Annotated in this window: 23 protein-coding genes and 1 other RNA gene; 20 read left to right on the top strand and 4 right to left on the bottom strand. The window is 61.1% G+C overall.

From position 1 onward, the window contains the following. The first annotated feature begins 61 nt into the window (after positions 1-61). Positions 62-706, top strand: coding sequence for an MBL fold metallo-hydrolase (locus tag M2400_RS09405; RefSeq protein WP_177043472.1), 645 nt, complete (start codon positions 62-64; stop codon positions 704-706). Between the two features lie 218 nt (positions 707-924). Further along, positions 925-1,695 (top strand): OmpA family protein, encoded by a 771-nt coding sequence (locus tag M2400_RS09400; protein ID WP_177043473.1) that lies wholly within the window; start codon positions 925-927, stop codon positions 1,693-1,695. Positions 1,696-1,764: 69 nt separating this feature from the next. On the opposite strand, the gene M2400_RS09395 is transcribed toward M2400_RS09400, so the two are convergent. From M2400_RS09395 to M2400_RS09380, 4 genes are all read right to left on the bottom strand, one after another. Next, the gene (locus tag M2400_RS09395; protein ID WP_088423809.1) at positions 1,765-2,346 is read right to left on the bottom strand and encodes a BON domain-containing protein; all 582 of its coding nucleotides are present in this window, start codon (positions 2,344-2,346) and stop codon (positions 1,765-1,767) included. After that, the gene (locus tag M2400_RS09390; RefSeq protein ID WP_003216190.1) at positions 2,343-2,936 is read right to left on the bottom strand and encodes a phosphoheptose isomerase; all 594 of its coding nucleotides are present in this window, start codon (positions 2,934-2,936) and stop codon (positions 2,343-2,345) included. The genes M2400_RS09395 and M2400_RS09390 overlap by 4 nt, the downstream gene beginning before the upstream one ends. 92 nt (positions 2,937-3,028) lie before the next feature. Further along, the gene (locus M2400_RS09385; protein WP_259195828.1) at positions 3,029-3,400 is read right to left on the bottom strand and encodes a YraN family protein; all 372 of its coding nucleotides are present in this window, start codon (positions 3,398-3,400) and stop codon (positions 3,029-3,031) included. Further along, on the bottom strand, positions 3,400-5,211 hold the full coding sequence (locus tag M2400_RS09380; protein WP_177043475.1) for a penicillin-binding protein activator: 1,812 nt from the start codon (positions 5,209-5,211) through the stop codon (positions 3,400-3,402). The genes M2400_RS09385 and M2400_RS09380 overlap by 1 nt, the downstream gene beginning before the upstream one ends. A 176-nt stretch (positions 5,212-5,387) precedes the next feature. Here M2400_RS09380 and rsmI point away from each other — a divergent pair, with 176 nt between their 5' ends. The 18 genes from rsmI (at position 5,388) to lpxC (ending at position 24,895) form a co-directional block, all read left to right on the top strand. Beyond that, on the top strand, positions 5,388-6,293 hold the full coding sequence (rsmI, locus tag M2400_RS09375) for a 16S rRNA (cytidine(1402)-2'-O)-methyltransferase (protein ID WP_177043476.1): 906 nt from the start codon (positions 5,388-5,390) through the stop codon (positions 6,291-6,293). A 95-nt stretch (positions 6,294-6,388) separates the two neighbouring features. Further along, positions 6,389-6,742: RNase P RNA component class A (rnpB, locus tag M2400_RS09370), an RNA gene on the top strand. 355 nt (positions 6,743-7,097) lie between these two features. Then, complete coding sequence (mraZ, locus tag M2400_RS09365) at positions 7,098-7,553, top strand: division/cell wall cluster transcriptional repressor MraZ (protein WP_122427928.1); 456 nt, start codon at positions 7,098-7,100, stop codon at positions 7,551-7,553. After that, a complete protein-coding gene (rsmH, locus tag M2400_RS09360; RefSeq protein ID WP_010170491.1) occupies positions 7,550-8,497 on the top strand; it encodes a 16S rRNA (cytosine(1402)-N(4))-methyltransferase RsmH in 948 nt (315 codons plus the stop codon). Before mraZ ends, rsmH begins: the two co-directional genes overlap by 4 nt. After that, positions 8,494-8,787, top strand: a complete 294-nt coding sequence (gene ftsL, locus M2400_RS09355) for a cell division protein FtsL (protein ID WP_016974244.1) — start codon at positions 8,494-8,496, stop codon at positions 8,785-8,787. The genes rsmH and ftsL overlap by 4 nt, the downstream gene beginning before the upstream one ends. Then, positions 8,787-10,529: a penicillin-binding protein 2 gene (locus M2400_RS09350; RefSeq protein WP_177043520.1), complete on the top strand. Its 1,743-nt coding sequence runs from the start codon at positions 8,787-8,789 to the stop codon at positions 10,527-10,529. The genes ftsL and M2400_RS09350 overlap by 1 nt, the downstream gene beginning before the upstream one ends. Continuing rightward, on the top strand, positions 10,529-11,992 hold the full coding sequence (locus tag M2400_RS09345; RefSeq protein ID WP_177043477.1) for a UDP-N-acetylmuramoyl-L-alanyl-D-glutamate--2,6-diaminopimelate ligase: 1,464 nt from the start codon (positions 10,529-10,531) through the stop codon (positions 11,990-11,992). The genes M2400_RS09350 and M2400_RS09345 overlap by 1 nt, the downstream gene beginning before the upstream one ends. Continuing rightward, entirely contained in the window at positions 11,985-13,355 is a 1,371-nt protein-coding gene (murF, locus tag M2400_RS09340; protein WP_259195826.1) for a UDP-N-acetylmuramoyl-tripeptide--D-alanyl-D-alanine ligase, read from the top strand. The genes M2400_RS09345 and murF overlap by 8 nt, the downstream gene beginning before the upstream one ends. Then, complete coding sequence (gene mraY / locus M2400_RS09335; protein ID WP_008434230.1) at positions 13,355-14,437, top strand: phospho-N-acetylmuramoyl-pentapeptide-transferase; 1,083 nt, start codon at positions 13,355-13,357, stop codon at positions 14,435-14,437. The genes murF and mraY overlap by 1 nt, the downstream gene beginning before the upstream one ends. Positions 14,438-14,443: 6 nt before the next feature. Next, complete coding sequence (gene murD / locus M2400_RS09330; RefSeq protein WP_177043479.1) at positions 14,444-15,790, top strand: UDP-N-acetylmuramoyl-L-alanine--D-glutamate ligase; 1,347 nt, start codon at positions 14,444-14,446, stop codon at positions 15,788-15,790. Next, positions 15,787-17,010: a putative lipid II flippase FtsW gene (ftsW, locus tag M2400_RS09325; protein WP_371131954.1), complete on the top strand. Its 1,224-nt coding sequence runs from the start codon at positions 15,787-15,789 to the stop codon at positions 17,008-17,010. Before murD ends, ftsW begins: the two co-directional genes overlap by 4 nt. Next, entirely contained in the window at positions 17,000-18,070 is a 1,071-nt protein-coding gene (murG, locus tag M2400_RS09320; protein WP_259195825.1) for an undecaprenyldiphospho-muramoylpentapeptide beta-N-acetylglucosaminyltransferase, read from the top strand. Before ftsW ends, murG begins: the two co-directional genes overlap by 11 nt. Next, positions 18,063-19,508, top strand: coding sequence for a UDP-N-acetylmuramate--L-alanine ligase (gene murC / locus M2400_RS09315; protein ID WP_003216219.1), 1,446 nt, complete (start codon positions 18,063-18,065; stop codon positions 19,506-19,508). Before murG ends, murC begins: the two co-directional genes overlap by 8 nt. Then, positions 19,505-20,461, top strand: coding sequence for a D-alanine--D-alanine ligase (locus M2400_RS09310; protein WP_010170475.1), 957 nt, complete (start codon positions 19,505-19,507; stop codon positions 20,459-20,461). The genes murC and M2400_RS09310 overlap by 4 nt, the downstream gene beginning before the upstream one ends. Positions 20,462-20,464: 3 nt before the next feature. Next, positions 20,465-21,331 (top strand): cell division protein FtsQ/DivIB, encoded by an 867-nt coding sequence (locus tag M2400_RS09305; protein ID WP_029615882.1) that lies wholly within the window; start codon positions 20,465-20,467, stop codon positions 21,329-21,331. 15 nt (positions 21,332-21,346) lie between these two features. Beyond that, positions 21,347-22,609 carry a cell division protein FtsA gene (gene ftsA / locus M2400_RS09300; RefSeq protein ID WP_003216224.1) on the top strand — a complete coding sequence of 421 codons (1,263 nt, stop codon included), beginning with the start codon at positions 21,347-21,349 and terminating at the stop codon, positions 22,607-22,609. Between the two features lie 65 nt (positions 22,610-22,674). After that, complete coding sequence (gene ftsZ / locus M2400_RS09295; RefSeq protein WP_010170471.1) at positions 22,675-23,871, top strand: cell division protein FtsZ; 1,197 nt, start codon at positions 22,675-22,677, stop codon at positions 23,869-23,871. A gap of 112 nt (positions 23,872-23,983) precedes the next feature. Next, entirely contained in the window at positions 23,984-24,895 is a 912-nt protein-coding gene (gene lpxC / locus M2400_RS09290) for a UDP-3-O-acyl-N-acetylglucosamine deacetylase (RefSeq protein WP_003216227.1), read from the top strand. Positions 24,896-24,910 lie beyond the last annotated feature (15 nt).

Raw genomic sequence — 24,910 nt, 5'->3', positions numbered from 1 at the left:
AACATACTGTGCGCCAGGATGCAGTACAAAAGAGTGTGCCTTTGAATTTGCAGGAATGCCCATGAATATTCAGTCCCCCGCGCTGATCCGCGAAACCTTCCCGGTCGGCCCGTTGCAGTGCAATTGCACGATTATCGGTGACCCGGTCACCAAAAAAGCCATCGTCGTCGACCCGGGTGGCAACCACGAGTTGATCCTGGCGCGGCTCGAGGCGCTGGGCCTGAAAGTGGTCAGCATCATTCACACCCATGCCCATCTCGATCATTTCCTGGCCTCCGGGCAGTTGAAGGAAAAGACCGGCGCCACCTTGCACTTGCACAAGGAAGACCAGTTTCTGTGGGACAACCTGGAAATGCAGTGCCAGATGTTTCGTGTGCCGTACACACCCGTGCCGTCGCCGGATCGCTGGTTGGAGGATGAAGAAGAGCTGGCCTGTGGCTGTGGCGTGGCGTTGCACACACCTGGACACACTCCCGGCTCGATGAGTTTCTGGTTCGCCGATGCCAAGCTGCTGATTGCCGGTGACACCCTGTTTCGGCGTGGCGTGGGGCGTACGGATTTGTGGGGCGGTGACCAGGCGACCATCGTGCGCTCGATCAAGCAACGGCTCTACACCCTGGATGAGGCGGCGGTAGTGGTGGCCGGGCACGGTCCGGACACGCGCCTGGGAGATGAAATGCGTGAGAATCCGTTCGTGAGGGCGTGAAGCAAAAACCGGGTATTTTTTCGGATACCAAGTGGCGACTATCAGACGAACCTTATAGATAAAATGACAATTACCGTTCAGGAAGTCTCTGCTAGGGTTTCACTGTGCACAGCGTTGGCCGGGCATGGAATTTTTACCGTTTGTCGTGTTCCAAGCTCGGCACAGGTCCATTGCCAATGTCCTCTGCATCACAGAATGCAAAAGTAGGAGCTTCCTTCATGTTCACTTCTCGTCGTCTGCTTGTTGTCGCTACTGCCGTAGCCCTGTTGTCGGGCTGCGCTTCACCTAATCCTTATGACGGCAGCCAGGCACAGGGTGGTGGCTCTTCGGGTGTGAGCAACACCGCCAAGTACGGTGGCCTGGGTGCCCTGGCCGGTGCGTTGGCGGGGGCTGCCATCGACCACAACAACCGCGGCAAGGGTGCGCTGATCGGCGCTGCCGTTGCGGGCCTGGGCGGCGCAGGTTATGGCTACTACGCTGACCAGCAGGAAAAGAAACTGCGCGAAAGCATGGCCAATACCGGGGTTGAGGTGCAGCGCCAGGGTGATCAGATCAAGCTGATCATGCCGGGTAACATCACCTTCGCCACCAACTCGGACGCGATCTCCAGCAGCTTCTACACGCCGCTGAACAACCTGGCGAACTCCCTCAAGCAGTTCAACCAGAACACCATCCAGATCGTTGGCTATACCGACAGCACCGGTACCCGTCAGCTCAACATGGACCTGTCCCAGCGTCGTGCGCAAAGCGTGGCCAATTACCTGACGTCCCAAGGTGTGAGCCCGACCAACCTGAGTGCTCGCGGTGCCGGCCCGGATAACCCGATCGCCAGCAACGCCGACGTCAATGGCCGTGCCCAGAACCGTCGTGTAGAGGTCAACCTTGGCCCGATCCCTGGCCAGCAATACGGTCAGCCAGGCGCCCAGCAGCAACAGGCGCCGCAGCAGAACAACCAGTTCCAGGGCAACCCGTACCAGCAGTACCAGTAATCGCCAGCCAATAAAAAGGGCGCCGTGCAGTCAATGCACGGCGCCCTTTTTTGTGGCTGTTTGCTTACATCAGTCGATGTATTCGAACAGCTTCACGATCTTCTGTACGCCCGACACGCCTTGTACCAGGTTGGCGGCGCGGGTGGCTTCTGCCTGGGTCAGCAGGCCCATCATGTAGACGATGCCGTTATCGGTGACGATCTTGATCCGTGAGCCCGGGATCGCGTTGTCGGTCAGCATCTGCGTCTTGATCTTGGTGGTCAGCAGGGCATCGTTGCTGATTGCCAGCAGCGTGATCGGGTCCATCACCTGCAGTTCGTTGTGAACCTTCTTGACCCGTTGAACGGTAGCGGCGGCTTGTTCAGCCTGGGCCTTCAGGTCGGCGCGCGGGGTTTGACCGGTGAGCAGTACCACACCGTTGAAGCTTACGACCACGATGCGCGAAGCGCCGTTGCCCAAGTCCGGAGCGGCCTTGGAAACGTTGACGGAAACCTTGGTTTCGATCAGCGAGTCGTCGATTTTGCTGCCGAAAGTGCGGGTGCCTTTATCGTCCTGGATAGGCGTGTCGCGGCTCGCTTCGATTACCGAGCTGCAGCCGCTGATGCCTAGGCACAGCGTGATTGCCAATAGGCTAAGGCGTTTAACGGTCATTCTTCACTCCCGAACAGTTGGCTGTCGATCAGATCGCACAGGCAGTGGATCGCCAGCAGGTGGACTTCCTGAATACGTGCGGTGACATTGGCCGGGACGCGAATTTCCACGTCTTCGGGCAACAGCAGCGAGGCCATGCCGCCGCCATCGCGTCCGGTCAATGCTACGACAATCATTTCACGATCATGTGCGGCCTGGATCGCTTGAATAATGTTCGCCGAGTTACCGCTGGTGGAGATCGCCAGCAGTACGTCGCCCGGCTGGCCAAGGGCGCGAATCTGTTTGGAGAAGATTTCGTTGTAGCTGTAGTCGTTGGCGATCGAGGTGATCGTCGAGGTGTCGGTGGTCAGGGCGATGGCCGGCAGGCTCGGGCGCTCACGCTCGAAGCGGTTGAGCAGCTCGGAGGAGAAATGCTGGGCATCGCCGGCCGAACCGCCGTTGCCGCACGAAAGCATTTTGCCTTCGTTGAGCAAGGCGTTGACCATGACCTGACTGGCTTGCTCGATGTGCGGTGCAAGTACGTCCATCGCCTGTTGCTTGGTATCGATGCTGGCCTGGAAAAGCTGGCGAATTCGGGATTGCATGTCCATCTGTGTGACCTTAAGTAGCGCGGCTGTTTGGCACAGGAATGTGCAGCCCGCAAAGCAAAGAGCAAAAGTGTGCGGTGTAGATGTCCGGCGAATCAGCTGTCAAAGGCATCTTGCAGCCAGTTCAGATCGGCTGTTCCCCGGGGAGTGCTTTCTATGGCAACCACATCGAAACGGCAGGGGTGATCGGCCCAGCGACGCTCCTTGAGCAGGAAAAACTGCGCGGCGAGTATCAGCTTCTGGCGCTTGCGCCTGTCGATACTGGCGAGTGCGCCACCCCATTGTGCGTGTTTTCTGTAGCGGACTTCGACAAATACTACTGTATCGCCGTCAAGCATGACCAGATCAAGCTCGCCGCGCTTGCACAACCAGTTCTGCGCCAGGAGGCGCAGACCCTGTTGTTGCAGGTATTCGAGAGCTTGAAGTTCGGCGTCCCTGCCGCTTTGTGCGCTTGACCGCTCGGGCATCAGCGCGGGGTGTCAGGCAGGCGCTGGATATCACCGCCCACGAACTTCGCCCATGGCATCTGGCGATCAACGCGCTGGCTGGCACCGATGCCGAGGCTGCCGGAAAGACCGTCAACGCGAGTGTCCGGCAGCGCCTTGAGTTGCCCCAGGCGTGGTGCCAGGCGGTAGGCGTCAACGCCCATCGCGTACAGGCGGCCCAGGCTGCCGTTGGCTTGTGGCCATTGGGCGGCGACCTGGTTGCGCAGCGGGTCGGTGGTATTCAGCAGCCAAGGGGTTTCGCAGAACATGACGTTGGTCATGTCCAGGTACTGGTTCTTGTCGCCGCTGGCGCTGAATACGTGGGACGTCGCATACACCGGCACATCACCGGCGTACTGGAAGTTCAAGGTCGGCTTGATCTGCTGGGCCAGTTGCGGGGTTACGGCCAGGAAGATGAACTCGATGTCCTGGCGGCGCGACGGCTGTGCGGAAACATCCGTACCTACCGTGCTTTGCAGACTCTTGGCGCGGCCTTCGCTTTTGCGCAGCTGGAACAGGTCGGCAATCTGCTGGGCCAGGGCTACCGGCTGGTCGACGTATTCAACGCCTACCACGGTGCCGCCATTGGCTTCCCAATCCTGACGGAAGGCTTTGTAGACGCGCTCGCCCCATTCGCCTCTCGGCACCATGGCAGCGGCGCGGTGCAGGCCGTCGGCGCGGGCGCGACGGGATACCTCGCGGGCCTCGTCTTCAGCGGCCAGGCCGAACTGGAACAGTTGCGCCGGGTTCTGGTCGGCTTCGCTGTAGTTCAGGGCCAGGGTGGTGATAGGCAATTGCGGGCGGGCGCTGAGTTGCTTGACCAGCGGTTTTTCCAGCGGGCCGACCACCAGTTGCACGCCGGCGGCCTGGGCCTTGGCGTAGAAGTCGTCGATGGAGGTCAGGCGCGAGCTGTCGTAGAACTCGATCACCGGCGGCTTCTGCCCGGCTTGTTCAGCCTGGTAGTGCGCGGCCATGAAGCCTTCACGCAGTGCTTTGGCAACGCCGGCCAGCGGGCCTTCCTGCGGCAGCAGCAGGGCGATCTTGTTCAGCGGCTGGCTGGCCAGTTGCTTGAGCTTGGTCAGCGGCTGCGGCAGTTGCGAGGCCGCCGGGTGGCCAGGGTTCTGGGCGCGCCAGGTGTCGATGGCTGCCTGTTGTTGCTCCAGGGTGCCGGCACTCTTGACCGCCTGGGCCAGGCTGATCCAGCCGTCCAGCGTCGGGTTGCCGGTGGCTTGCAACTGCTCGGCAGGCAGGGCGGCAATCAATGCCCAGATAGCTTCGTGGTTGCTGTTATAGGCATCACCGGAGAGCAGCGGGGCCATGGCGACACGCTCGCGGGCGGCGGCCAGGGTCTGGCCGTCGGCCTCATAGGCGCGGGCATGCACGGTACCGGTACGGATCTGCTGTTCAGGCGGCAGCTCCTTAAGGCTTTGCAGGCTCGGGTGGTTCAACGCCGTCAACGCGGCCTTGGGCTGGTTGCGGGCCATCGCCAGTTCAGCCGACAAGGTGCTGGCAAATACCTGCGCCGCCGGTTTCAGGACGTCCAGCGGCACTTGGGCAAGAATCTGCGCCGAGCGTGCCGGGTTGTTTTGGTGGTAAGCCAGGTCTGCCGCGCTCAAGCGCAACAGCGCGGCTTTTTCCGGGGTCTTGGCCGAAGCCGCCTGTTCGAGCAGTTGCTCGATGCTGGCATCCGGGGTCCGGGGGAGGTCGCCAAGGCTGGACGAGGGCGAGCTGGCGCAAGCCGCCAACAGGGCAGCGAGGCAGAGGGCAGAGAACAGCCGCAGGCAAGCGATCATGTAAGTGTTCCTGATACCGATCAAATTAGCGTGGAATTGTACCCAAGCACTGGCCGGGGCGCGATGTTACTGGCGTGAAACCGTCTATTTAGGTCGTGTAAATGTTGCAACAGCCTACAGATGGCTGAAATGGAGCCCGCCCGGAGGGCATATTTTCAAGGCGTCTACGCGCTACAATGTGGCTTTTGCCAATCATCGAGGTGTGCGCTTTGACTGCTCCAGGTCCTTTGAATTCCACTGCAGGCTCGCTTTTTGTCGTGGCGACGCCCATTGGCAACCTGGACGACATCAGTGCACGGGCGCTGAAAGTGTTGCGCGACGTAAAATTGATCGCCGCCGAAGACACCCGGCACTCCCAGCGGTTGATGCAGCATTTTGGCATTCCAACACCTCTGGCCGCGTGCCATGAGCATAACGAGCGTGAAGAAGGCAGTCGTTTCATCACCCGGTTGTTGGCGGGCGATGATGTGGCCTTGATCTCGGATGCGGGTACACCGCTGATTTCCGATCCCGGTTATCACCTGGTTCGCCAGGCGCGGGCTGCTGGTATCAATGTAGTGCCTGTTCCGGGAGCGTGCGCGCTGATTGCGGCATTGTCGGCGGCTGGCTTGCCATCGGACCGTTTTATCTTTGAAGGCTTCCTGCCGGCCAAGGCAGTCGGGCGCCGGGCGCGCCTGGAACTGGTAAAGGAAGAGCCGCGCACGCTGATTTTCTACGAAGCCCCGCACCGCATCCTTGAGTGCCTGCAAGACATGGAGCTGGTGTTCGGTGGCGATCGCCTGGCGCTGCTGGCGCGGGAAATCACCAAGACCTTCGAGACCCTCAAGGGCCTGCCTCTGGAAGAGCTGCGTGCGTTCGTCGAAGGCGACAGCAATCAGCAACGTGGCGAATGCGTGGTGCTGGTGGCCGGCTGGTCGGCGCCGGAAAGTGAAGACGCCGTGGGCAGTGAGGCGATGCGCATTCTGGATCTGCTGCTCAAGGAGATGCCATTGAAGCGTGCGGCGGCCCTGGCTGCGGAAATTACCGGTGTGCGCAAGAACGTGTTGTATCAAGTGGCGCTGGATAAACAAAAGAGCGAATAGTTCCGGCTTCCAGCCTGCACTCCGTCTGAACATGATGGCATTAGTGTCTTTTAATACTTGTTCTAAGGCCGCCGTGCCGTTAACCTGCGCGGCGGAGAGTCGATTGGACAGTCGCTGCCTTCTATGAAAATTAGAGGGGGGAGGAAAGTCCGGGCTCCATAGGGCGAAGTGCCAGGTAATGCCTGGGAGGCGTGAGCCTACGGAAAGTGCCACAGAAAATAACCGCCTAAGTACTTCGGTACCGGTAAGGGTGAAAAGGTGCGGTAAGAGCGCACCGCACGACTGGCAACAGTTCGTGGCTAGGTAAACCCCACTTGGAGCAAGACCAAATAGGGTCCCAAGGCGTGGCCCGCGCTGGGACCGGGTAGGTTGCTAAAGATGTCCAGTGATGGCCATCGTAGACGAATGACTGTTCAAGACAGAACCCGGCTTACAGATCGACTCTCCACCTTTTTTCCTTCTGTCCGAATCTCGGGCAGGAACCTGGTAGTAACGCGAGAATCCCTCCCTGCTGAATCATTAGCAGATGCGTCTTCGTAATACCGAAAAAATCTTACTCTTAATAAATTACTTTAACTTTAAGCCCTAGCTCTTTGAGCTATTTGGCGTTGTTGAGTCAAAATCGCCGTCGAACTCTCGTTTCTCCTCCCTTTACTCTCCTAAATCTCCGTTCTGTAAGGCTTTTCCTTGAATCCGCGCCTTGACGGTGTGGTGGGCGCATTCCTATAGTGTGCGCAAGTGGCGGAAAGTGGCACAAAGTGGGTTTTTTGAACGTAAAACGCTAAAATTTGGAGAAACGCATCTGTGTTTCGCGGAGCTAACGCTATCAGTCTCGATGCAAAAGGCCGTCTCGCCATGCCGAGCCGGTATCGTGACGAGCTGATTTCGCGAAGTTCCGGACAGTTAATCATCACCATCGATGCCGTTGACCCTTGTTTATGTGTTTACCCGCTCGATGAGTGGGAGCTGATTGAAACCAAGTTGCGTGCGCTGCCTTCCCTGCGTGAAGAGAACCGCCGCCTGCAACGTTTGCTGATTGGTAATGCCGTCGACCTCGAACTCGATGGCAGTGGTCGTTTCCTGGTTCCACCGCGTCTGCGCGACTACGCCAAGCTGGACAAGCGCGCAATGCTGGTAGGCCAACTGAACAAGTTCCAATTGTGGGACGAAGATGCCTGGGATGCTGTTTCTGCAGCTGACCTGGCTGCTATTCAACAACCGGGCGCCATGCCTGATGAACTGCGTGATTTGATCCTGTGACTATTGATAGCGGCTTTAACCACATCACCGTACTGCTTGACGAAGCCGTTGAGGCTCTCGCCGTACGCGCGGATGGCTGCTATCTGGATGGCACCTTTGGCAGAGGCGGGCACAGTCGGCTGATCCTCAGCCAGCTTGGCTCGGACGGAAAGCTCCTCGGGTTCGACAAAGACCCTCAAGCGATTGCCACCGGGCAAGCGCTAGCGGCCGAAGACGGCCGCTTTGTCGTTGTGCAGCGCAGCTTTGCCGAGCTCGGCGCAGAAGTCGCCGAGCGGGGCATGGCAGGCAAGGTGGCTGGGGTTCTGCTGGATCTGGGCGTGTCTTCGCCCCAGCTGGACGACCCTGAGCGCGGCTTCAGTTTCATGAACGATGGCCCGCTGGATATGCGCATGGACCCAAGCCGTGGCATCAGCGCCGCGCAGTTCATCGCCACCGCACCCCACGAAGAAATCACCCGTGTGTTCAAGGAATACGGCGAAGAGCGCTTCGCCGGCCGCATGGCGCGTGCCGTGGTCGAGCGCCGGGAAATCCAGCCATTCGAACGCACCGCCGACCTGGCCGAAGTGCTGAAAGTCGCCAACCCTGCGTGGGAAAAGGGCAAGAACCCGGCGACCCGCGCGTTCCAGGGCCTGCGTATTCACGTCAACAACGAATTGGGCGATCTGGAAGCCGGCCTCGAAGCCGCTCTGGATGCGCTGGAAGTGGGTGGTCGCCTGGTGGTGATCAGCTTCCACTCCCTGGAAGACCGCATCGTCAAATTGTTCATGCGTCGTCTGGTCAAGGGCGAATCCGACAACTTGCCGCGCAACCTGCCGGTACGTTACGAAGCCTTTGTGCCGAAAATCAAAATCCATGGCAAAGCGCAGTTCGCTTCCGAAGCCGAACTCAAGGCCAACCCACGTGCCCGTAGCGCTGTCATGCGCGTTGCGGAGAAGTTGCGGTGAGCAAGCTCTTCGCCAAGCCCCTCCCGGGCGGCAGCTTCTTTATGTTGCTGTTGTTTATTGGCGTGCTGGTGTCCGCAATTGCGGTGTCCTACAGCGCCCACTACAACCGCCAACTGCTCAATACCCTGTACGGGGAGTTGAGTGTGCGCGACAAGGCGCAGGCGGAGTGGGGTCGTTTGATCCTCGAGCAAAGCACCTGGACCGCCCACAGCCGCATCGAAGTGCTGGCCACTGAACAACTGAAGATGCACATCCCGGGCGCTGCAGAAGTTCGCATGGTGGCGCCATGATGAAACTTGAGGGCGCACTCTACCCATGGCGTTTCCGTGTAGTGATGGGGTTGCTGGCAGTGATGGTGGGCGCGATTGCCTGGCGGATTGTCGACCTGCAAGTGGTAGACCGTGACTTCCTGATCGGCCAGGGCGACGCCCGCAGCCTGCGTCATATCCCGATCCCTGCGCACCGCGGCCTGATCACCGACCGTAACGGCGAGCCCCTGGCCGTCAGTACCCCGGTGACCACCCTGTGGGCCAACGCCAAGGAAATGCAGACCGCCAAGGACAAGTGGCCGCAACTGGCTGCCGCCCTGGGCCAGGACCCGAAAGCCCTGAGCGAACGCCTTGAAGCTCAGGCCAATAAAGAATTCATCTACCTGGTTCGCGGGCTCACCCCCGAGCAAGGCCAGCAAGTGCTCGACCTTAAAGTCCCCGGTGTCTATGGCATCGAGGAATTTCGGCGTTTCTACCCGGCCGGCGAAACCACTGCCCATATGGTGGGCTTCACCGACATTGATGATCACGGTCGCGAAGGCGTCGAGCTTGCCTACGACGAATGGCTGGCCGGGGTTCCCGGCAAACGACAGGTCATCAAGGATCGGCGCGGCAGACTGATCAAGGATGTCCAGGTCACCAAAAACGCCAAGGCCGGTAAGCCCTTGGCGTTGTCGATTGACCTGCGCCTGCAATACCTGGCCAACCGTGAGCTGCGTAACGCCATCATCGAGAACGGCGCGAAAGCCGGCAGCCTGGTGATCATGGACGTGAAGACCGGCGAGATTCTCGCCATGGTCAACCAGCCGACCTACAACCCCAACAACCGTCGCAACCTGCAACCGGCGATGATGCGCAACCGCGCCATGATCGACGTGTTCGAGCCGGGTTCGACCATGAAAGCCATCTCCATGAGTGCCGCCCTGGAAACCGGGCGCTGGAAGCCGGCCGACAAGGTCGAGGTTTACCCGGGCACCCTGCAGTTGGGCAAATACACCATTCGCGACGTGTCGCGCACCGAAGGTCCGGTGCTGGATTTGACAGGTATCCTGATCAACTCCAGTAACGTGGGCATGAGTAAGGTCGCCTTCGATATCGGCGGCGAAGCCATCTACCACCTCGCACAGAAAGTCGGCCTGGGGCAACCCACCGGCCTCGACTTCCCGGGCGAGCGTGTGGGCAACCTGCCGAACTACCGCGACTGGAAAAAGGCCGAGACGGCCACGCTTTCCTACGGTTATGGCCTGTCGGTCACCGCGATCCAGCTGGCCCACGCCTTCTCGGTACTGGCCAACAACGGTCGCATGGTGCCGCTGAGCCTGATCCACCTGGACGCGGCACCGCCTGCGACCCAGGTGATCCCGGAAAACGTCGCCAAGACCATGCAAGGCATGCTGCAACAAGTGATCGAAGCCCCGCGCGGCGTATTCCGTGCCCAGGTGCCGGCGTATCACGTGGCAGGCAAGTCCGGTACTGCGCGTAAAACCGCCGTGGGTACCAAGGGCTACGCCGAAAACTCCTATCGCTCGCTGTTCGCAGGCTTCGGCCCGATGAGCGATCCGCGTTACGCCATCGTCGTGGTGATCGATGAGCCGAGCAAAGCCGGCTACTTCGGTGGCCTGGTATCGGCGCCGGTGTTCAGCAAAGTGATGTCCGGGACGCTGCGCCTGATGAACATCACCCCGGACAACCTGCCAGCGACCCAACAAGCGAATGCCGGACCGCCGGCCGCTGCTGCAAAAGCCAATGGAGGGCGCGGCTGATGTCTCTTAGCCTGAACAAGATTTTTGCCCACGCTGGCCGCGACCTGCTGATTCGCGAGTTGACCCTGGACAGCCGTAACGTGCGTGCCGGTGACCTGTTCCTGGCAGTGCCGGGCGGCAAGTTCGATGGCCGTGACCATATCGCCGATGCATTAAAGCGCGGCGCTGCGGCAGTGGCTTATGAAGTGGAAGGCGCCACCGTGTTGCCGATCACCGACGTGCCTTTGATTCCGGTCAAGGGCCTGGCGGCGCAGTTGTCGGACATCGCCGGGCGCTTTTATGGCGACCCGAGCCGCACCCTGAACCTGGTGGGCGTGACCGGTACCAACGGCAAGACCAGCGTGACCCAACTGGTCGCCCAGGCGCTTGACCTGCTGGGCCAGCATTGCGGCATCGTCGGCACCCTGGGCACTGGTTTCTATGGCGCGCTGCAAAGCGGCCTGCACACCACGCCCAACCCGATTGCCGTGCAAGCGACCCTGGCCGACCTGAAAAAGGCCGGTGCCAAGGCAGTTGCCATGGAAGTCTCGTCCCACGGTCTGGACCAGGGCCGCGTCACTGCCCTGGCGTTCGACGTGGCGGTGATGACCAACCTGTCCCGCGATCACCTGGATTACCACGGCACCATGGAGGCGTACGCCGCCACCAAGGCCCGGCTGTTTGCCTGGAATGACCTGAAGTGCCGCGTCGTCAACCTGGACGACGAATTCGGTCGCCAACTGGCCGCCGCCAAAGGTGACGGTCGCCTGATCAGCTACAGCCTGGAAGACGCCAGCGCCTACCTTTATTGCCGTGAAGCCACCTTTGATGACGAAGGCGTGCGCGCCACCTTGGTCACGCCCCAGGGCGAGCACCATTTGCGCAGCACCTTGCTCGGACGTTTCAACCTGAGCAACGTCTTGGCCGCCATCGGCGCCTTGCTCGGCCTGGATTACGCCCTGGACGAAATCCTGCGAGTGCTGCCGAAGCTGGAAGGCCCGGCCGGTCGCATGCAGCGCCTTGGTGGCGGTACTCAGCCGCTGGTGGTGGTCGATTACGCCCACACGCCGGACGCCCTTGAAAAAATCCTGCTGGCCCTGCGTCCCCATGCCAAGGGCAAGTTGCTGTGCCTGTTCGGCTGTGGCGGTGACCGCGATCGCGGCAAGCGCCCGCTGATGGCTGAAATCGTCGAGCGCCTGGCCGATGGTGTGCTCGTCACTGACGACAACCCGCGCAGCGAAGACCCAAGCCAGATTTTCGATGATATTCGTGTCGGCTTCAAAGAGGCGACCAAGGCCACTTTCGTTGCCGGTCGCGGTGCAGCCATCGCCCAATTGATCGCCAGCGCCAGCGCTGACGACGTGGTGGTACTGGCCGGCAAAGGTCACGAGGACTACCAGGAAATCAACGGCGAGCGTCACGCTTTCTCCGATCTGGTCGAGGCCGATCACGCCTTGACCGCATGGGAGGTGGCCCATGCTTAAGGCTCTGAAATTCAGCGAACTGACCCAGGCATTGTCGGCCCGTGTGTTGTCGGCTGATTGCAGCTTTGACGGCGTGAGTATCGACAGCCGGACAATCAAGCCCGGGCAACTGTTTGTCGCCTTGGCCGGCCCTACGTTTGATGGTCATGACTATCTGAATGACGTCGCCGCCAAGGGCGCTGCCGGTGCCTTGGTGCAGCGCGAAGTCGCTGACTCGACGCTGCCGCAATTGCTGGTGGCCGACACCCGCCTGGCCCTCGGCCAACTGGGTGCCCTGAACCGCGCCGCTTTCACCAAGCCGGTGGCGGCGATCACCGGCTCCAGCGGCAAAACCACCGTCAAGGAATTACTCGCCGGCATCCTGCGCACGCGCGGCCCGGTCCTGGCGACCCGTGGCAACCTGAACAATGATTTCGGCGCTCCGCTGACCCTGCTGGAACTGGCCCCGGAACACACGGCGGCGGTGATCGAGCTGGGTGCTTCGCGCATCGGCGAAATCGCTTACACCGTGGCCATGACCAAACCTCACGTCGCGGTGATCAGCAACGCCGGTACCGCCCACGTTGGCGAGTTCGGCGGCCCTGAAAAGATCGTCGAAGCCAAGGGCGAAATCCTTGAAGGCCTCGACGCATCCGGCACTGCGGTGCTGAACCTCGACGATAAAGCCTTCGAAACCTGGCGTGTACGTGCCGCCGGTCGCAAGGTGTTGAGCTTCGCGGTGCATAACGCCGCTGCCGATTTCCATGCCTCGAATATCAAAGCCGACGCTCGTGGCTGCCCGGCCTTCACCCTGCACACCCCGCAAGGTGACGATCACGTACAGCTGAACCTGCTGGGCAACCATAACGTGGCGAACGCCCTGGCCGCCGCTGCTGCTGCCCATGTGCTGGGCGTGTCGTTGTTTGGCATCGCCACCGGCCTCGGCGCGGTGCAACCGGTCAAGGGCCGCACCGTCGCGCAACTGGCCAGCAACGGCATGCGCGTGATTGATGACACCTACAACGCCAACCAGTCCTCGATCTGTGCCGCCATCGACCTGCTGACCGCCTTTGACGGTCGCAAGGTGCTGGTGCTGGGAGACATCGCCGAACTGGGCGAGTGGGCTGAACAGTCTCATCGCGAAGTCGGCGCGTATGCGCTCGGCAAGGTCGATGCCCTGTACGCCGTTGGACCGAACATGCTCCACGCCGTAGACAGCTTCGGGCCGGGCGCCAGGCATTTCGCCAGCCAGGCCGAGCTGATCCAGGCATTGGGTGCGGCTGAACAAGACAAACACACCACTATTTTGATCAAGGGATCGCGCAGCGCGGTGATGGAAAACGTCGTCGTGGCCTTGTGTGGCTCAAGTACGGAGAAACATTAATGCTGCTGCTGCTGGCTGAGTATCTGCAACAGTTCCACAAAGGCTTCGCGGTCTTTCAGTACCTGACCCTGCGCGGGATCCTGGGTGTGCTGACCGCGCTGTCGTTGTCGCTGTTCCTCGGGCCATGGATGATCCGTACCCTGCAAAACCTGCAGATCGGCCAGTCCGTGCGCAACGACGGCCCGCAGTCGCACCTGTCCAAATCCGGCACCCCGACCATGGGCGGCGCGTTGATCCTGTCGTCCATCGGCATCAGTACGCTGTTGTGGGCCGACCTGCATAACCGCTACGTGTGGACCGTGCTGCTGGTGACCCTGCTGTTCGGTGCCATTGGCTGGGTGGATGACTACCGCAAGGTGATCGAGAAGAACTCCAAGGGGCTGCCGAGCCGCTGGAAGTATTTCTGGCAGTCGGTGTTCGGGCTGGGCGCGGCGATCTTCCTGTTCATGACTGCGCCAAGCGCGGTGGAAACCACCCTGATCATCCCGATGCTCAAGGACGCCAGCATTCCACTGGGCGTCGGCTTCGTGGTGCTGACCTACTTCGTGATCGTCGGCTCCAGCAACGCGGTCAACCTGACCGACGGCCTCGACGGGCTGGCGATCATGCCGACGGTGATGGTGGGCGGCGCGCTCGGCATCTTCTGCTACCTGTCGGGTAACGTGAAATTCGCTGAATACCTGCTGATCCCTTATGTACCGGGCGCGGGCGAACTGATTGTGTTCTGCGGCGCGCTGATCGGTGCCGGCCTGGGTTTCCTGTGGTTCAACACCTACCCGGCACAGGTCTTCATGGGCGACGTCGGCGCACTGGCGCTGGGCGCGGCCCTGGGCACCATCGCGGTGATCGTCCGTCAGGAAATCGTCCTGTTCATCATGGGCGGTGTGTTCGTGATGGAAACCCTGTCGGTGGTGATCCAGGTCGCCTCCTTCAAATTGACCGGGCGCCGCGTGTTCCGCATGGCGCCGATTCACCACCACTTTGAACTCAAGGGCTGGCCTGAGCCGCGGGTGATTGTCCGTTTCTGGATTATCACCGTGATTCTGGTTCTGTTCGGCCTTGCCACCCTGAAACTGAGGTAGAAACGAGTGTCCCTGATCGCTTCAGACCACTTCCGCATCGTTGTCGGCCTCGGCAAGAGCGGCATGTCCCTGGTTCGCTTCCTGGCGAACCGGGGCACGTCGTTTGCCGTGGCTGATACGCGGGAAAATCCACCGGAGCTGGTCACGCTGCGCCGTGACTACCCGCACGTGGAAGTGCGTTGTGGCGAGCTGGATGTCGAGTTTCTGTGCCGTGCCGACGAGCTCTACGTGAGCCCCGGCCTGGCGCTCGCGACCCCGGCCCTGCAAGCGGCGGCGGCCCGTGGCGTGAAGTTGTCCGGCGATATCGAGCTGTTCGCGCGTAACGCGAAGGCGCCGATCGTGGCCATCAGCGGTTCCAACGCAAAAAGCACCGTCACCACCCTGGTGGGCGAGATGGCGACTGCGGCCGGCAAGCGCGTGGCAGTGGGCGGCAACCTCGGTACGCCGGCGCTGGACCTGCTCAGCGACGACGTCGAGCTGTACGTGATGGAACTGTCGAGCTTCCAGCTGGAAACCACTGACCAGCTCAACGCTGAAGTGGCCACCGTGCTGAACGTCAGCGAAGACCACATGGACCGCTACAGCGGCCTGCCGGCGTATCACCTGGCCAAGCACCGGATCTTCCGTGGTGCGCGGCAAGTGGTGGTCAACCGTCAGGATGCCCTGAGCCGTCCATTGATCGGCGAAGGTTTGCCGTGCTGGACCTTCGGCCTGAACAAACCTGATTTCAAGGCCTTCGGTCTTCGGGAAGAGAACGGCGAGAAATACCTGGCCTTCGAATTCCAGAACCTGATGCCGGTGCGCGAGCTGAAAATCCGTGGCGCCCATAACCAGGCCAACGCCCTGGCTGCATTGGCGCTTGGCCATGCGGTCGGCTTGCCGTTCGACGCCATGCTGTCGGCCCTGCGCACCTTTGCCGGGCTTGAGCATCGCTGCCAGTGGGTTCGCGACCTGGATGGCGTCGGCTACTACAACGATTCCAAGGCCACCAACGTCGGTGCGGCGCTCGCTGCCATCGAGGGGTTGGGTGCCGATATCAAAGGCAAGGTCGTGCTGATCGCCGGTGGCGACGGCAAGGGTGCCGACTTCAAGGACCTTAAAGGCCCAGTCGCTGCCAACTGCCGCGCCGTGGTGTTGATGGGCCGTGATTCCGGCTTGATCGCCGATGCCCTGGGCGACGCCGTACCGCAGGTGCGTGCGCAGTCCCTGGACGATGCCATCGCCCAATGCCGGGCCCTGGCCCAACCGGGTGATGTGGTGCTGCTGTCGCCTGCCTGCGCCAGTTTCGACATGTTCAAGAACTACGAAGAGCGCGGCCAGCTGTTCGCCCGCGCCGTGGAGGCCTTGGCATGAGTATCAATTTGCGGAACATCATCAAGCCGTACCCGTCGCCGATCATTACCGGGCGCGGTATCGACCTGGATTTCCCGATGCTCGCCGGTTGCCTCGCGCTGCTGGGCCTGGGCCTGGTGATGATCACCTCGGCTTCCTCGGAAGTGGCCGCGGTGCAGTCGGGCAACACCCTTTACATGATGATCCGTCACCTGGTGTACCTGGTGATCGGCCTCGGTGCGTGCATCGTCACCATGATGATCCCGATCGCCACCTGGCAGCGCCTGGGCTGGCTGATGCTGGTGGGCGCGTTCGGCCTGTTGATCATGGTGATCCTGCCCGGCATCGGGCGTGAGGTGAACGGTTCGATGCGCTGGATCGGCTTCGGTGCGTTCAACGTGCAGCCGTCGGAAATCGCCAAGGTGTTCGTGGTGATCTACCTCGCCGGTTACCTGGTGCGGCGCCAGAAAGAAGTGCGCGAAAGCTGGATGGGCTTCTTCAAGCCGTTCATCGTGCTGCTGCCCATGGCCGGTCTGTTGTTGATGGAACCGGACTTCGGCGCCACCGTCGTGATGATGGGCGCGGCGGCGGCGATGCTGTTCCTTGGTGGCGTGGGCCTGTTTCGCTTCACCTTGATGGTGGTGCTGGCAGTGGCCGCCGTGACGATTCTGGTGCAGGCGCAACCCTATCGGATGGCGCGTCTGATTACCTTTACCGACCCGTGGTCCGATCAGTTCGGTTCCGGCTACCAGCTGACCCAGGCGTTGATCGCCTTCGGTCGCGGCGAGTGGCTGGGTGTGGGCCTGGGCAACAGTGTGCAGAAGCAGTTCTACCTGCCGGAAGCCCACACCGACTTCGTGTTCTCGGTACTCGCCGAAGAACTGGGCGTGGTCGGTTCGCTGTGCACCGTCGCGCTGTTCGTGTTCGTGTGTGTACGCGGCATGTACATCGGCTTGTGGGCCGAAAAGGCCAAGCAATATTTCGCCGCCTACGTGGCGTACGGCTTGTCGTTCCTGTGGATCGGCCAGTTCCTGATCAACATCGGGGTGAACGTCGGCCTGCTGCCGACCAAGGGCCTGACTTTGCCGTTCCTCAGTTACGGCGGCAGTTCGTTGGTGATTTGCTGCGCCTGTCTCGGGTTGTTGCTGCGCATCGAGTGGGAGAGTCGAACCCACCTGGGCAGCGAAGAGATGGAGTTCAGCGAAAGCGACTTCGCCGAGGAGCCGACCCATGGGCGCTAACGTGCTGATCATGGCGGGCGGCACCGGTGGCCATGTGTTCCCGGCGCTGGCCTGTGCCCGCGAATTCCAGAACCGTGGCTACACCGTGCATTGGCTCGGCACGCCCCGTGGCATCGAAAACGATCTGGTACCGAATGCCGGCTTGCCCCTGCATTTGATCAACGTCACCGGCCTGCGTGGCAAGGGCAAGTTGTCCCTGCTCAAGGCGCCGTTCGTGTTGCTCAAGGCGGTGTGGCAAGCGCGCAAGGTAATCCGTGAAGTGAAGCCGGTGTGCGTGCTGGGCTTTGGTGGCTACGTCACCGGTCCTGGTGGTGTTGCGGCCAGGCTCGCCGGCGTGCCGGTGATAGTCCACGAGCAGAACGCCGTGGCCGGCACCGCCAACCGCCTGCTGGTGCCGCTGGCTGCGCGGGTGTGCGAGGCGTTCCCGAAAACCTTTGGTGCCGCGGACAAGCTGCGCACCACCGGCAACCCGGTGCGTACCGAACTGTTCATGGACATCGCTCGCCAGCCATTGGCCGGTCGCAAGGCGCACCTGTTGATCCTGGGCGGAAGCCTGGGTGCCGAGCCCTTGAACAAATTGCTGCCTGAAGCGGTGTCGCAACTCCCCGAGGAGCTGCGCCCCGAGATCTTCCATCAGGCCGGCAAGAATCACGATGAAGTGACCGCCACGCGCTACCGCGATGCGGGTGTGGAGGCGAATGTGCAGCCCTTCATCAAAGACATGGCCCAAGCCTATGGCTGGGCCGACCTGGTGGTCTGTCGCGCAGGCGCGTTGACCGTCAGTGAACTGGCTGCCGCCGGTCTGCCGTCCTTGCTGGTGCCTTTGCCCCACGCGATCGACGATCACCAGACCCGCAACGCCGAATATTTGGCCGGGGAGGGCGCTGCCTTCCTGCTGCCGCAAAGAACGACTGGCGCCGCCGATTTGGCCGCACGCCTGACCGAGGTTTTGATGCAACCGGAACGACTGAACAGCATGGCGAGCACCGCAAGCCGCCTGGCCAAACCTGATGCAACCCGCACCGTGGTCGATATCTGCCTGGAGGTGGCCCATGGTTGAGAATCAGAAAGCCATGCCACAACCGGAAATGCGCCGCATCCGTCGCATCCACTTCGTCGGCATCGGCGGCGTGGGCATGTGCGGGATCGCCGAAGTGCTGCTGAACCTGGGTTACCAGGTGTCCGGCTCCGACCTGAAAATGTCGCCTGTCACCGAGCGCCTGGAATCGTTCGGCGCAAAAATCTTTATCGGCCATCGTGCCGAGAACGCTGCCGAAGCCGACGTGCTGGTGGTCTCCAGTGCCGTGAACACCTCCAACCCGGAAGTGGCCACTGCCCTTGAACGCCGCATTCCCGTGGTGCCGCGTGCCGAAATGCTCGCCGAGCTGATGCGCTACCGCCACGGCATCGCCGTCGCCGGTACCCACGGCAAGACCACCACCACCTCCCTGATCGCCTCGGTATTCGCCGCCGGTGGCCTGGACCCGACCTTCGTCATCGGTGGCCGCCTGAATGCAGCCGGCACCAATGCACAGCTCGGCACCAGCCGTTACCTGATCGCCGAAGCCGATGAAAGCGACGCCAGCTTCCTGCACCTGCAGCCACTGGTGGCCGTGGTGACCAACATCGACGCCGACCACATGGCGACCTACGACGGTGACTTCAACAAGCTGAAGAAAACCTTCGTCGAATTCCTGCACAACCTGCCGTTCTACGGTTTGGCCGTGGTGTGCCTGGATGATCCGGTGGTGCGCGAGATCCTGCCGCTGGTCAAACGTCCGACCGTGACCTACGGCTTCAGCGAAGACTGCGACGTGCGCGCAATCAATGTGCGCCAGCAGGGCATGCAGACCTTCTTCACTGTGCTGCGCCCCGACCGCGAGCCGCTGGATGTCTCGGTGAACATGCCGGGCAACCACAATGTACTCAACTCCCTGGCGACCATCTGCATCGCCTCCGACGAAGGCGTCAGCGATGAAGCCATCGTCGAAGGCCTGTCGGGTTTTGCCGGCGTGGGTCGTCGCTTCCAGGTCTACGGCGAACTGCCGGTGGACGGCGGCAACGTGATGCTGGTGGACGACTACGGCCACCATCCGACCGAGGTCGCTGCGGTGATCAAGGCCGTACGCGGTGGCTGGCCGGAGCGCCGCCTGGTGATGGTGTACCAGCCTCACCGCTACAGCCGTACCCGCGACCTGTACGACGACTTCGTCAATGTACTGGCGGACGCCAACGTGTTGCTGCTGATGGAAGTCTACCCGGCCGGTGAAGAACCGATCCCCGGCGCCGACAGCCGCAAGCTGTGCAACAGCATCCGCCAGCGCGGCCAACTGGACCCGATCTACATCGAGCGCGGCGTGGACCTGGCGCCGATCGTCAAGCCGCTGCTGCGTGCCGGCGACATCCTGCTGTGCCAGGGTGCCGGTGATATCGGTGGTCTCGCTCCTAAATTGCTGGCAAGCCCGCTCTTTGCCGCAGCGCAGGGGAAGTCTAAATGACCACTGACTACGGCTCCCTGTTCTCGACGATTCAACCTGCCGACTTCGGCCGCGTTGCGGTGCTGTTCGGTGGCAAGAGCGCTGAGCGTGAAGTGTCGCTGAAGTCCGGCAATGCCGTACTGGAAGCGCTGCAGAGCGCCGGTGTGAACGCGTTCGGCATCGACGTGGGCGATGACTTCCTGTCGCGCCTGCAGGCCGAGAAAATCGATCGCGCGTTCATCATCCTTCATGGCCGTGGCGGTGAAGACGGCAGCATGCAGGGCCTGCTGGAGTGCCTGGGCATTCCGTACACCGGCAGCGGCATTCTGGCTTCTGCGCTGGCCATGGACAAGTTGCGCACCAAGCAGGTGTGGCACAGCCTGGGTATTCCGACCCCGCGTCACAGCGTGCTGTGCAGCGAAGACGATTGTATTTCTGCAGCCAAGGAACTGGGCCTGCCTTTGATCGTCAAACCAGCCCATGAAGGCTCCAGTATCGGCATGGCTAAAGTGAACTCAGCCGCCGAATTGATTGACGCATGGAAAGCGGCCAGTACCTACGATTCGCAAGTGTTGGTGGAACAGTGGATTCAAGGTCCCGAGTTCACCATCGCCACCCTGCGTGGCCAGGTATTGCCGCCTATCGCATTGGGCACGCCCCACACCTTTTACGACTACGACGCCAAGTACGTGGCTTCCGATACCCAGTACCGGATCCCGTGCGGCCTCGATGCAACCAAGGAACAGGAATTGATGGACCTCACGGCGAAAGCCTGTGAGGCGCTGGGTATCGCCGGTTGGGCGCGGGCAGACGTGATGCAGGATGACCAAGGGAATTTCTGGTTCCTTGAAGTCAACACCGCTCCGGGCATGACCGACCACAGCCTGGTACCCATGGCCGCTCGTGCCGCCGGTCTGGACTTCCAGCAGTTGGTGCTGGCGATCCTGGCCGCAAGCATTGAGCCACGAGGCTAAACCATGAACGGCGCATCGCTTCGTCATCAGCAACCCGCTCCCGGCCGCAAGCCGGTGCCGCGTGGTGCCAGCCGAATGGTGGCTAAAGAGCCGATGTCGGCGCGCATGCCGAAAGCCAATTTTGGTTTTCTCAAGGCGCTGTTCTGGCCGGTGATTCTGGTGGCGTTGGGCTTTGGTACGTACGAAGGCGCCCAGCGTCTGTTGCCGTATGCCGACCGGCCGATCACCAAGATCAGCGTGCAGGGCGACTTGAGCTACATCAGCCAGCAGGCCGTGCAGCAGCGAATCGCCCCGTTTGTGGCGTCGAGCTTCTTCACCATCGACCTGGCCGGCATGCGTTCCGAACTGGAACAGATGCCATGGATTGCCCACGCCGAAGTACGTCGCGTGTGGCCGGATCAAGTCACGATCCGCCTGGAAGAACAACTGCCCGTGGCCCGTTGGGGTGATGGGCAGTTGCTGAACAACCAGGGCCAGGCGTTTGCGCCGCGCGAAGTGGCGAATTACGAGCACCTGCCGCAGCTGTTCGGGCCGCAGCGGGCGCAGCAGCAAGTGATGCAGCAGTACCAGGCGTTGAGCCAGATGCTGCGGCCGTTGGGTTTCTCGATTGCGCGACTGGAATTGCGTGAGCGGGGCAGCTGGTTTTTGACCACGGGTGCAGGCAGTTCCGGCCCGGGTATCGAGTTGTTGCTGGGACGCGGCAACCTGGTAGAGAAGATGCGCCGTTTTATCGCCATCTATGAAAAGACCTTGAAAGAACAGATTACGAACATTGCGAGCATCGACCTGCGTTACGCCAACGGCCTTGCCGTCGGCTGGCGGGCCCCTGCGGCGCCCACGGCAGCGCAACCTGCTGTCGCGAAGAATTAAGAAGAGGCAGGACCCATGGCAAACGTGCAAAGCGGCAAAATGATCGTCGGTCTGGATATCGGCACCTCCAAGGTGGTGGCGCTGGTAGGCGAGGTCGCGGACGACGGCACGCTGGAAATCGTCGGAATCGGCACGCATCCGTCCCGGGGCCTGAAGAAGGGCGTGGTGGTGAATATTGAATCCACCGTGCAATCGATCCAGCGCGCCATCGAAGAAGCGCAGCTGATGGCCGGTTGCCGGATTCACTCGGCATTCGTCGGCGTTGCCGGCAACCACATCCGCAGCCTGAATTCCCACGGCATCGTGGCGATTCGCGACCGTGAAGTCAGCTCGGCGGACCTGGAGCGGGTACTCGACGCAGCGCAAGCCGTGGCGATCCCGGCTGACCAGCGCGTGCTGCACACCCTGCCGCAGGACTACGTGATCGATAACCAGGAAGGCGTTCGCGAGCCTTTGGGCATGTCGGGCGTACGTCTGGAAGCCAAGGTTCACGTGGTGACCTGCGCCGTCAATGCTGCACAGAACATTGAAAAATGCGTGCGCCGCTGCGGCCTGGAAATCGACGACATCATTCTCGAGCAGTTGGCTTCGGCCTACTCGGTACTGACCGACGACGAAAAAGAACTGGGCGTGTGCCTGGTGGACATCGGCGGCGGCACCACCGACATCGCGATCTTTACCGAGGGTGCGATCCGTCACACCGCCGTGATCCCGATTGCCGGTGACCAGGTGACCAACGACATCGCGATGGCGTTGCGCACACCGACCCAGTACGCCGAAGAAATCAAGATCCGTTACGCCTGCGCCCTGGCCAAGCTGGCCGGTGCCGGTGAAACCATCAAGGTGCCGAGCGTGGGCGACCGTCCACCGCGCGAACTGTCGCGCCAGGCGTTGGCCGAAGTGGTCGAGCCGCGCTACGACGAATTGTTCACCCTGATCCAGGCTGAACTGCGCCGCAGCGGCTACGAAGATTTGATCCCGGCCGGCATCGTGCTGACCGGTGGCACCTCGAAGATGGAAGGCGCGGTCGAACTGGCCGAGGAAATCTTCCACATGCCGGTCCGCCTGGGCGTGCCCCATGGCGTGAAAGGCCTGGGCGACGTGGTGCGCAACCCGATTTATTCCACCGGTGTGGGCTTGCTGTTGTACGGGCTGCAAAAGCAGACCGACGGCATTTCCCTGTCGGGCCCGAGCAACCGTGACAGCTACAGAAGCGACGACGAAGCGAAAGCGCCGTTGTTCGAGCGGTTGCAGGCTTGGGTGAAAGGCAATTTCTAAAGATTTACCGCAACACCGTTTCAAGCAGTAGGCGAAAAAACTAGAGAAATGAAAGGAGAGGGAAAATGTTCGAACTCGTAGACAACATCCCCGCAAGCCCGGTCATCAAAGTGATCGGCGTCGGCGGTGGCGGCGGCAACGCTGTCAACCACATGGTCAAAAGCAACATTGAAGGCGTTGAATTCATCTGCGCCAACACTGACGCCCAGGCCCTCAAAAGCATCGGTGCACGCACCATCCTGCAATTGGGCACAGCCGTGACCAAGGGCCTGGGTGCCGGCGCGAATCCGGAAGTCGGCCGTCAAGCCGCCCTGGAAGACCGCGAGCGCATTGCTGAAGTGCTGCAAGGCACCAACATGGTGTTCATCACCACAGGCATGGGCGGTGGTACCGGTACCGGTGCTGCGCCGATCATTGCCGAAGTGGCCAAGGAAATGGGGATCCTGACGGTTGCCGTCGTGACCCGTCCGTTCCCGTTCGAAGGTCGCAAGCGCATGCAGATCGCCGATGAAGGCATCCGTCTGCTGTCCGAAAGCGTCGACTCGTTGATCACCATTCCCAACGAGAAGCTGCTGACCATCCTCGGCAAGGACGCAAGCCTCTTGTCGGCTTTCGCCAAGGCTGACGATGTACTGGCCGGTGCCGTTCGCGGTATCTCCGACATCATCAAGCGTCCGGGCATGATCAACGTCGACTTTGCCGACGTACGTACCGTGATGAGCGAAATGGGCATGGCGATGATGGGCACTGGCTGCGCCAGCGGTCCGAACCGTGCACGTGAAGCCACTGAAGCGGCCATCCGCAACCCGTTGCTCGAAGACGTGAACCTGCAAGGTGCACGCGGCATCCTGGTGAACATCACCGCCGGTCCTGACCTGTCCCTGGGTGAGTACTCCGACGTGGGTAGCATCATCGAAGCCTTCGCTTCCGAGCACGCCATGGTCAAGGTCGGTACTGTTATCGATCCGGACATGCGCGACGAACTGCACGTGACCGTTGTTGCGACCGGCCTGGGTGCAAAAATCGAGAAGCCTGTGAAGGTCATCGACAATACCGTCCATACCAGCCACGCCAGCCAGCAAGCTGCCGCTCCAGCGCCTGCGCGCCAGGAACTGCCGTCTGTGAACTATCGTGACCTGGATCGTCCGACCGTGATGCGCAACCAGGCTCAGGCCGGTGCTGCGGCGTCCCGTAGCCCGAATCCGCAAGATGACCTGGACTACCTGGACATCCCGGCTTTCCTGCGTCGTCAGGCCGATTAATGGAATGTATCAGGGCTATGAAGGTGATTGGTGTTCAGCAAAGGTCTGGTCTGCTATTATCGCCAGCCTTTGTTGATACCAGTTCGCAATTTGCGCTGAAGCGGTCCAAGCCATGATTAAACAACGCACCCTGAAGAATATTATCCGTGCCACAGGTGTAGGTCTGCACTCCGGGGAGAAGGTATACCTGACCCTCAAGCCCGCACCTGTCGACACCGGCATCGTGTTTGTTCGTGCCGACCTGGACCCTGTGGTGCAGATTCCTGCTCGCGCGGAAAATGTTGGCGAAACCACGATGTCGACCACGTTGGTCAACGGTGACGTCAAAGTGGACACGGTGGAGCACTTGCTCTCGGCCATGGCCGGTCTGGGCATCGATAACGCCTACGTCGAGCTCTCCGCGTCCGAAGTCCCAATCATGGATGGCAGCGCCGGACCCTTCGTATTCTTGATTCAATCTGCCGGCCTGGAAGAACAGGACGCAGCCAAGAAGTTCATTCGCATTCTGCGGGAAGTGACAGTAGAAGACGGCGACAAGCGCGCCACCTTCGTCCCGTTCGAAGGCTTTAAAGTGAGCTTTGAGATCGATTTCGATCACCCGGTATTCCGTGACCGCACACAAAGTGCAAGCGTGGATTTTTCCAGCACTTCGTTCGTAAAAGAAGTCAGCCGCGCCCGTACCTTTGGTTTCATGAGTGACATCGAGTACCTGCGCAAGCACAACCTCGCACTCGGCGGCAGCGTTGAAAACGCCATTGTGGTCGACGCGGATGGTGTACTGAACGAAGACGGCCTTCGCTATGAAGACGAATTCGTGAAGCACAAGATCCTCGATGCAATCGGTGACCTCTACCTGCTGGGCAATAGCCTGATAGGCGAGTTCAAAGGCTTCAAGTCGGGCCACGCACTGAACAACCAACTGCTGCGCAAGCTGATTGCACAGACAGATGCCTGGGAAGTCGTGACCTTCGAAGATGCCAGCACCGCACCGATCTCTTACATGCGTCCCGTCGCGGCGGTGTAAGTAACAACTCTCTTT

The organism is Pseudomonas sp. BIGb0558, from assembly GCF_024807515.1.
Lineage (GTDB): Bacteria > Pseudomonadota > Gammaproteobacteria > Pseudomonadales > Pseudomonadaceae > Aquipseudomonas > Aquipseudomonas yamanorum_A.
The sequence above is the reverse complement of the archived record's forward strand: the minus strand, read 5'-3'. Positions and strand labels throughout refer to the sequence as shown.

Coding starts and splice junctions, on each gene's coding strand:
- murG (WP_259195825.1), top strand. CDS start 17,000: ATGGGCGCTAACGTGCTGATCATGGCGGGCGGCACCGGTGGCCATGTG.
- ftsZ (WP_010170471.1), top strand. CDS start 22,675: ATGTTCGAACTCGTAGACAACATCCCCGCAAGCCCGGTCATCAAAGTG.
- M2400_RS09400 (WP_177043473.1), top strand. CDS start 925: ATGTTCACTTCTCGTCGTCTGCTTGTTGTCGCTACTGCCGTAGCCCTG.
- mraY (WP_008434230.1), top strand. CDS start 13,355: ATGCTGCTGCTGCTGGCTGAGTATCTGCAACAGTTCCACAAAGGCTTC.
- M2400_RS09405 (WP_177043472.1), top strand. CDS start 62: ATGAATATTCAGTCCCCCGCGCTGATCCGCGAAACCTTCCCGGTCGGC.
- murF (WP_259195826.1), top strand. CDS start 11,985: ATGCTTAAGGCTCTGAAATTCAGCGAACTGACCCAGGCATTGTCGGCC.
- M2400_RS09390 (WP_003216190.1), bottom strand. CDS start 2,936: ATGGACATGCAATCCCGAATTCGCCAGCTTTTCCAGGCCAGCATCGAT.
- M2400_RS09345 (WP_177043477.1), top strand. CDS start 10,529: ATGTCTCTTAGCCTGAACAAGATTTTTGCCCACGCTGGCCGCGACCTG.
- murC (WP_003216219.1), top strand. CDS start 18,063: ATGGTTGAGAATCAGAAAGCCATGCCACAACCGGAAATGCGCCGCATC.
- M2400_RS09385 (WP_259195828.1), bottom strand. CDS start 3,400: ATGCCCGAGCGGTCAAGCGCACAAAGCGGCAGGGACGCCGAACTTCAA.
- M2400_RS09305 (WP_029615882.1), top strand. CDS start 20,465: ATGAACGGCGCATCGCTTCGTCATCAGCAACCCGCTCCCGGCCGCAAG.
- M2400_RS09380 (WP_177043475.1), bottom strand. CDS start 5,211: ATGATCGCTTGCCTGCGGCTGTTCTCTGCCCTCTGCCTCGCTGCCCTG.
- ftsA (WP_003216224.1), top strand. CDS start 21,347: ATGGCAAACGTGCAAAGCGGCAAAATGATCGTCGGTCTGGATATCGGC.
- M2400_RS09310 (WP_010170475.1), top strand. CDS start 19,505: ATGACCACTGACTACGGCTCCCTGTTCTCGACGATTCAACCTGCCGAC.
- lpxC (WP_003216227.1), top strand. CDS start 23,984: ATGATTAAACAACGCACCCTGAAGAATATTATCCGTGCCACAGGTGTA.
- ftsW (WP_371131954.1), top strand. CDS start 15,787: ATGAGTATCAATTTGCGGAACATCATCAAGCCGTACCCGTCGCCGATC.
- M2400_RS09395 (WP_088423809.1), bottom strand. CDS start 2,346: ATGACCGTTAAACGCCTTAGCCTATTGGCAATCACGCTGTGCCTAGGC.
- rsmI (WP_177043476.1), top strand. CDS start 5,388: ATGTGGCTTTTGCCAATCATCGAGGTGTGCGCTTTGACTGCTCCAGGT.
- M2400_RS09350 (WP_177043520.1), top strand. CDS start 8,787: ATGAAACTTGAGGGCGCACTCTACCCATGGCGTTTCCGTGTAGTGATG.